The 7,228-nt window shown below is 62.9% G+C and carries 9 protein-coding genes; 1 reads left to right on the top strand and 8 read right to left on the bottom strand.

Annotated elements, in window-relative coordinates:
- A partial coding sequence (locus tag ADB02_RS00905) for a Zn-binding domain-containing protein (protein WP_049189398.1) occupies positions 1 to 1,625 on the top strand: 1,625 nt, incomplete at its 5' end.
- Here ADB02_RS00905 and ADB02_RS00910 read toward each other — a convergent pair.
- The 8 genes from ADB02_RS00910 to ADB02_RS00940 all read right to left on the bottom strand — a co-directional run bounded on the left by ADB02_RS00910 (position 1,609) and on the right by ADB02_RS00940 (position 6,905).
- On the bottom strand, positions 1,609 to 1,974 hold the full coding sequence (locus tag ADB02_RS00910) for an Rv3654c family TadE-like protein (protein WP_049189399.1): 366 nt from the start codon (positions 1,972 to 1,974) through the stop codon (positions 1,609 to 1,611). The two genes, ADB02_RS00905 and ADB02_RS00910, sit on opposite strands and share 17 nt — an antisense overlap.
- Positions 1,971 to 2,324 (bottom strand): TadE family type IV pilus minor pilin, encoded by a 354-nt coding sequence (locus ADB02_RS11095; protein ID WP_053087270.1) that lies wholly within the window; start codon positions 2,322 to 2,324, stop codon positions 1,971 to 1,973. Before ADB02_RS11095 ends, ADB02_RS00910 begins: the two co-directional genes overlap by 4 nt.
- Positions 2,317 to 2,565 (bottom strand): DUF4244 domain-containing protein, encoded by a 249-nt coding sequence (locus ADB02_RS00920; protein ID WP_049189400.1) that lies wholly within the window; start codon positions 2,563 to 2,565, stop codon positions 2,317 to 2,319. The genes ADB02_RS11095 and ADB02_RS00920 overlap by 8 nt, the downstream gene beginning before the upstream one ends.
- A gap of 35 nt (positions 2,566 to 2,600) precedes the next feature.
- Positions 2,601 to 2,768 carry a hypothetical protein gene (locus tag ADB02_RS11530; protein WP_160310015.1) on the bottom strand — a complete coding sequence of 56 codons (168 nt, stop codon included), beginning with the start codon at positions 2,766 to 2,768 and terminating at the stop codon, positions 2,601 to 2,603.
- 3 nt (positions 2,769 to 2,771) lie between these two features.
- Positions 2,772 to 3,425 carry a type II secretion system F family protein gene (locus ADB02_RS00925; protein WP_049189401.1) on the bottom strand — a complete coding sequence of 218 codons (654 nt, stop codon included), beginning with the start codon at positions 3,423 to 3,425 and terminating at the stop codon, positions 2,772 to 2,774.
- Positions 3,422 to 4,312 (bottom strand): type II secretion system F family protein, encoded by an 891-nt coding sequence (locus ADB02_RS00930; protein ID WP_049189402.1) that lies wholly within the window; start codon positions 4,310 to 4,312, stop codon positions 3,422 to 3,424. Before ADB02_RS00930 ends, ADB02_RS00925 begins: the two co-directional genes overlap by 4 nt.
- A gap of 66 nt (positions 4,313 to 4,378) precedes the next feature.
- Positions 4,379 to 5,524: a TadA family conjugal transfer-associated ATPase gene (locus tag ADB02_RS00935; RefSeq protein WP_080969542.1), complete on the bottom strand. Its 1,146-nt coding sequence runs from the start codon at positions 5,522 to 5,524 to the stop codon at positions 4,379 to 4,381.
- Positions 5,517 to 6,905 carry a hypothetical protein gene (locus ADB02_RS00940; RefSeq protein WP_241482362.1) on the bottom strand — a complete coding sequence of 463 codons (1,389 nt, stop codon included), beginning with the start codon at positions 6,903 to 6,905 and terminating at the stop codon, positions 5,517 to 5,519. Before ADB02_RS00940 ends, ADB02_RS00935 begins: the two co-directional genes overlap by 8 nt.
- Between the last annotated feature and the right edge of the window lie 323 nt (positions 6,906 to 7,228).

Genomic DNA, 7,228 nt, shown 5'->3' on the forward strand with positions numbered 1-7,228 from the left:
GCGAGCCTGTCGAGGCCGTCACCGAAGACGGCGCCCCAGTCGGTGAGCGGACTATCGCCCTGTGGGAACCCGGCCTGCTCCCTGATCTCCAAGGCGAGAACGGCGCACCCGTGCGCCGCCCCGCCCCAACAGAGGCCGCAGATATCATGGCCGATCTGCTTGTCGAGGGCGCCCGCACCCTGACTTTCACCCGTTCGCGGAGCAGTGCCGAGAAGGTAGCGCTCGGCGTGCGCGAGCGCCTGGAGAAGCGCCGCCGCAGCGATATCGCCGAGCGCATCGAGTCTTACCGCGCCGGCTACCTGGCCGAAGAACGCCGCGACATCGAGCGCATGCTCGATGACGGCACCCTGCTAGGTGTGGCCACCACCAATGCACTGGAGCTGGGCATTGACGTCGGTGGCCTCGACGCGGTGGTGCAGGCCGGTTTCCCAGGCACGGTCGCTTCATTCTGGCAGCAGGCCGGCCGCGCGGGCCGTCGTGGTCAGGGCGCGCTGGTGGTGTTGGTGGCTCGCGATGATCCCATGGACACTTACTTAGTCCACAACCCTTCCGCGCTGTTGGGCCGGCCAGTGGAGAAGACCGTCTTCGATCCCCGTAACCCGCATGTGGTGTGGTCACACCTCTACTGCGCGGCTGTGGAGAAACCCGTCACCACCAGCCAGCTTCAGGCGTGGGGAACCCTGCCCGTAGCCGAAGATATGGTGTCAGCGGGCTGGTTGCGCAAGCGCACCTGGGAAGGACAAGAACCCGTCTACTACCCGACCGATCGCGATGAGGGACCACGCATTGCCACTGCGCACGATGCCGTGAACGTCCGCGGTGGTGATGGCCAGGAAGTAGCCATCGTCGACCAGACCGATGGTCGACTGCTTGGCACCATCGATCTAGGCCGTGCGATGCAGCAGGTCCACGACGGTGCCGTCTACTTGCACCGCGGTGAGTCCTATCTTGTCGACCAGCTGGACTTCGACAGCCTCGTCGCCCTGGTCCACCCCGAGCAGCCGCGCTATTCCACCAGCTCGCGCATGGACACCACCATCCGCATTCTGGACGTTGACGATATGCGCCACTACCAGGACCTACAGGTCGCTTCCTGCCAGGTCGAGGTCTTTCACCAGGTCACCTCCTATCTTCGTCGCCTGGATACCGGCGAGATTCTCGACAGTGTTGAACTTGACTACCCTCCGCAACGTTTGGTCACGCGCGCCGTGGCCTACACAATGCCCGAGTCCACCCTGCGCTCCTGGGGCGTGGGCTCCGACATCGCGCCGGGGGCTCTTCACGCAGCCGAGCACGCGGCTATCGGCATGCTGCCACTGATTGCCACCTGCGACCGCTGGGACATCGGCGGTGTTTCCACGGTCATGCACGCCGATACCCAGCAGCCCACCGTTTTTGTGTACGACGGGCACCCTGGTGGTGCGGGGTTTGCCGACCGTGGCTACGAGGCCTTCGCTCAGTGGATTCGCGCAACCCGCGATGCCGTCGCCGCCTGCGAGTGCGAATCCGGCTGCCCATCGTGCATCCAGTCGCCCAAGTGCGGCAATGGCAACGATCCGCTGGACAAGGCCGGCGCAATCAAGGTGCTCAGTGGGGTGTCGCGCGCGCTTAACGACGGCCAGTAGCAGCATCCTCCACCGCTACCGGCCCTGCTCTGGACGTGGCTTTTCTCTCCTTTCGTTGGACGCTGACCTGCACGTCCTCCCCTTCAAGCTCACAGGTCACAAGGCGTGCGTGGTTAGCTTTTGCGATTGACCCCGCAGCTTTGCAGGCGTCGTCGCTCTCTTGCGCAGCCACGGCGCCGGCCACCGCGGCCAGGTCCGCTGCTACCACTGCCTGCCGCGCCTGCACCACCCTCACCCCGGCCGTAACTCCGACCAAAGTCAGAACGACGAAAGCGGCGATGAACAGTGCGGCTGCGACTGTGGTGGAACCTTCTTCTTCGCGGAGAAGGCGGGCTGTCACGTTTCTCATGACGATGCCGCTCTCTCCCGCAGTGCAACCGCGCGTGCTTCCAGCGAAAATGGCCCCGCTGAGCGCCGAATGGTCACGCGCACGGTACCGGAGGTTTCCGATATCGCGACCTGCCCATCTGCGTCGGCGCGGAGCTCGGCTGCTGTCTCCGCATCGCCCCGTGCCTCAGCCCGTGCGATGGCTCCGGCTGCGTCGGTAAGCCCTAGGTACATTGCGATGGTGACCAGCCCGGACAGAGCCGTGACCATGACCGTGACCAGCGCCGCGAGACCGAAAGCGGTTTCTACCGTCGTTTGGCCTTCGTCGCCGACGCACAGGCGATGAAGCGTAGAGCGGATGCGGCTAGACATCGGTGTTGAGCGCCCTTTCGATGATGTCGGTGAGCGCCTGGGTGATATCGCCGCCGGTCACGACGGTGTAGAGCAGGGCTCCGAAAGCGGCGGCAGCGATCGTTCCGAGAGCATATTCCACGGTTGACATGCCGTTTTCCTCAGTTGCCAGAGCGTGCAGACGCTTGTGCAAATACGAGCGCAGCTGGGACTGCGCAGCGGTCAGCGGATTGGTTGGACGGTTGGAGTTTTGAGTGGTCATGAGTGTTTCCCCCTATGTGGATGTCGAGTGACAGGTCAGTTGTGAGGTGTGATGTGCATTGACGCGCGTTGATGCGGGTTGATGCGTGTTGGATTGCGGCGCGGCAGGCGGACCACGCGCACAACCGAAGTCACAGCTGAGAGCGCAACCAGCACTGCATCCGGCGCGTGCCAGCGCGCGAGGCTGGGCGCAGAAGTGTCCACGCTTCATGACGGCATCAGTCCTGCAAACATTTCGTCGGCAAGCCCAGCGATGGTGGGCACCAAACCCAGCACCACAAACGCGGGTAGAAAGCACAACGCCAGCGGCCCGGCAATGAGGACACCAGCCTTTTCGGCGACGGCTTGCGCCGCATCGTGGGCTTGACTGCGGTACGTGGCAGCGGTGTCTTCCAATGCCTGCGCCAGAACGGTGCCGGATTCGGCTGCACGGCGCCCAGCTGTCGCCAGGGGCACGAGCGCGGGTGTGGCAGCAAGGCTTTCCCAAGTGGAGTGCGCGCCCACGGACAACCTGGCGGAGCACTGTCGAAGTGGCTCGGCCAGCTCAGGGTTTGCACCATCGGCAGCTGCTGCCATGGCCTGCGACAACGGCATACCGGAGCTCAAACAAGCGCCAATGATGTCGAGGGCCGCTGCGGCATCGAGCAGCACAGCCGGGCTGATGCGCTCACCGCCAATGACAGTTCGCACACGTTCCCGCACCTGTGCGGCAATTTGCGCCACCCGATTGGCCACCTGCCGGCGTACGCCTCCTCGCGTACGAACATCCGATTCGGCTACCAACTCGGGCAGTCGGCTGCGAACGGGATTGAACGTCGGCAAGCAGAGGTAGACGGCGATGAGAAGTGCGGCGGCAATCATTGTCCGGCCTCCGCACGATCGATGATGGCGACCGCCCATTCGATGCCCGCGCACACCAGCCCGACACCGATGACCAGCACAATTCCTCCGATACCGCGACTGAGGAACTCGAATGGGGACGCTCCGAAAGCTTGCCCCATGACCAAACCGAACACCGGCAGTGATGCCAAGATGGCGATCGTCATGCGCGGTCCCGCCAGCGCGGCAGACGTCTGTGAGCGATGCGCCTGACGAGCCTGCAGATCACCCCGCGCGCAGTCCAGCAACCCAGCCAAACTCAGACCGTGTTGCTGCGCCACCGTCCACATACGCCCAATCCGGCGCAGTTGCTCCGAAGATTCTTCGCCCTCCCACGGGTCGGCGAAGTGCGCGCGATGCGCCGCGTGCGCGAGATGATCAGCCAACACAGTCTCATCCTCTGACCTGCGCAATTCCGCTGCTGCCGCGTTGAGCGCTCGTGAAGCCGCCGCTCCTACGCGCAACTGCGCGGTCAAGGTCTCCAGCGCTACCGCAGCGCTGTCCGCTTCCCGACGTTCACAGCGCCTCTCCCCCACAGCGCGCACTACTGCCGCTGCGGTGCGGCCCAGCAACAGCCCGGCTACAACGCCTGGAATCCCGGCGAGCCACAGCAACACGAGTGCTGGGCCTGCAACGATGAGGATTGATAGTCCTGCAGTTCGATTCGCACTGCCAGTGGTTGCTGCGCTCGACACCGTGGAACCAGCACCAAGTCCAACCATGCGCTGCAACCACTTCAGCCCGCTGGACACCTCGCGGGCACGGCCTGCCAGTGCTCGCGAGCGCACCGCCGCCGAGCTGTCCGGCCAGATAGCGACTGCCGCAGCCGCTCCCCCAATGAGCATCGCCACGCTAAACTCTTCCCCCATAGCTGTTAATCTCCCCGTCTAATCCCCTGACTTTTCCTCTAGTCATTCCATCGGGTATTCCACCGGTTATTCCCCGCCGACCAGCAACTTCTGCAACGCTTCCCAACCCGGCCCAGGCCCATCCCGAGCAGTCCAGACCTCCACCACCTCCGGTGGGTTACCGCGTAGCAGCCCGATCTGTGCCAGCCGGCGAACATCAGCGCGTTCGACCACCAACACCACCTGCACCGCCGAGACCAACTGCGCATGTAGCCCGGCGCGACCAAGGCCACCGATCAACCCCAGGGCCTCAAAGCGCGCGACGACATCCCCAATCCGGTTGGCGTGAATTGTCCCCGCCCCACCGCGATGCCCCGTATTCAACGCTGCCAGCAGATCCACCACTTCGGCGCCTCGAATCTCACCGACGACAATGCGGTCGGGACGCATGCGCAGCGCCTGCTTCAGCAACTCCTGCTGCCCAATCGCACCGGCACCCTCCAGGTTGGCGGCCCTGGTCACCAGCTTCACCACATGCGGGTGCTGCGGTTGCAACTCCGGAGTGTCCTCGATACACACAATGCGCTGGTCAGGATTAACTTCTGAAAGCATCGCCGCCAATAGCGTGGTCTTTCCCGCACCCGTGCCACCGGCGACAATAAACGAAAGCTGTCCCGCCACGATTCCCCGGAGCACCGGCAGAATCTCCGGTGGAAATAGCCCGACATCGCATAGCTCCGCAAGTCCGCGACGAGCCGGACGCAGCACCCGCAGGCTAATCTGAGTGCCGGTCGCCGACGGTGGGGAAAGCACCGCATGAACTCGCACACCACAGCCGCCGACACCACCAGGAATATGGCCGTCGGCCCAGGGTTGCGCGTCGTCAAGCCTTCGTCCACACCGCGACGCGAGCCGCACCGCATACGCGCGCACCTCGCCCTCGTCCGTGAAGGAAATCTCGGCCCGCTCCAGTCCGTTGCCAGCGTCGACCCAGACCTCGCCCGGCGCGGTGACCAGCACATCGCTGACACCCGGGCGTCGCAACAGCGCATCCAACACACCCGCGCCCACTGTTTCCTCGCGAATCGTGCGTAGAATCTCCAGCACCTTCACATCGGAGACAACCCCCGAGGTCTCTGCTCGAATGATGTCGGCGACCTCGCTATGCGATGCCACCCCAGGCCGCTCCGCAAGCGCCGTCCGCACCGCCGCCAACAGCCTGACGTCATCCATCGCCACCACCGCCGACAAGGGCAAACATCGCTTCCAATCCCCGCGTCAGCTTGCCGACGGTTCCAGCGAGCCCGCCCACATCTATCTCGTGAGCTACCTTCTTGCAGTACTCAATCTCACCAACAATGGGCAGGTCGAGAGCGTATTCCACCTCTTCGACACTGATATCGCGGTGCTGCTGGTACCGAACTACAAGATTTGGGGTGAACCCCGCCTGTGCACAGATGCTCGCCAAGTGCCCAGCGGCTGCGATGGCTCGAACGGAGGTGGGCAGGACTATGACGGTGTCATCGGCAAGTGCGCCGAGAGTGGTGACGTACTCCACCTGCTTCGGGCAGTCCACGATGACCGTAATTCCGGCATGAATAAGGCAACTAATGGTGCTGGCAATGTGCCGGACATCGTCGGGCCTGTCGGTTCTGTCGGCGCTGTCGAATTTGTTGTTCGCAGAGGCGTGGTTGTAAGTCGTCTCGGGCGTGCGACTGCGAGTCCACGTCAACACTTTCAGCGCGGGCGATCGCGGGCAGGATGGCAGTGCTTCGTAGAGTGCCGCCCCGTCGAGACGGCCATCAGCAGCCGAGAAATCTTGCCACCTCAATCCCGGTTCCGTTTCCATCCCGAGCACCAGATCAATGCCTCCCGCCAGCGCGTCCGCATCCACCAAGCAGATGGGCCTTTCGCGGGAAAGAACCAATGCACTCGCTGCCGCCGCGATGGAAGCACCGGCACCGCCGACCGCAGGAACCAACATCAGGCACGTTGCCGAGGAATCGGTTGTAATTGCCGGCACGTTCGGTACGGGTTCTGTACCTGGCGCTGTAATCACGTCGGTGCTTGCAGGTGACGCTGGGTTCTGATGGTGGTTCAGGAGGCTCGAGCCGTTTTGGTGATCGGTGGGATTCGGAGCATCCGGGCGTACGTCGCCACGACCGAGCAGTTCGACAATATCGACGTTATCCGCGGGCAAACTGGCGCTGTAAACAGGCGCTAAAACCTTCGCTACCTGCACATCTTCCGCCTCAGTATCACTGCGGACCAGGAAGATCGCTCCCTCACTATGAGGCCGTCCGGTCAATCTTCGGGCTGCCGGTGCATCGACGAACACCGCTGGTGCCCGACGCCACAGGGCCGATGACACTCCCGCTCCTGTCGATACTGATGATGATGGTGATACTGATGCTGATGCTGACGGCGAAGCAAATGTTTGTGCGGCCACTGGCGCTGCAGCCACAGGTGGCACGGTCTCCTGCACACAGTCACGACCGGTAGCAGCGACTATGAGCGCAACCTCTTCACGCAGCGCCTCATCATCGACGGCGTTGACTACTGGATTTGCTGAAGCCTCGGTTCGCTGAGCCATGGACAGTTTCTTGATTGCCATGGCCATAGCGTGCACTACAGGGCGGATTCAATGATGCCCGCAAGGGGCCAAAACCTCGCTGTCTGTGGATAATTTTCAGACTGTGGATAACTGCAGAACGCCATGTCGCCTTTGCCTTATGGCTACTGCGCGGCATGACTACTGCGCGGCCTGACTACTGTGCGGCCTGACTACTGCGCGGCCTGACCAATGCAAGTTAGTGACTACGTTTATGTCAGGTGGCGTTGGGTCGATGCGAGTTAGTGACTGTGTTTATGACAAAAATGGCACGAAAAATGACTTGAAAGTGTCATAAACTCATACAGTTTCACATTTGCAGCCCG

It is taken from the genome of Corynebacterium sp. 212_CJEI, from assembly GCF_001055915.1.
GTDB lineage: Bacteria > Actinomycetota > Actinomycetes > Mycobacteriales > Mycobacteriaceae > Corynebacterium > Corynebacterium jeikeium_D.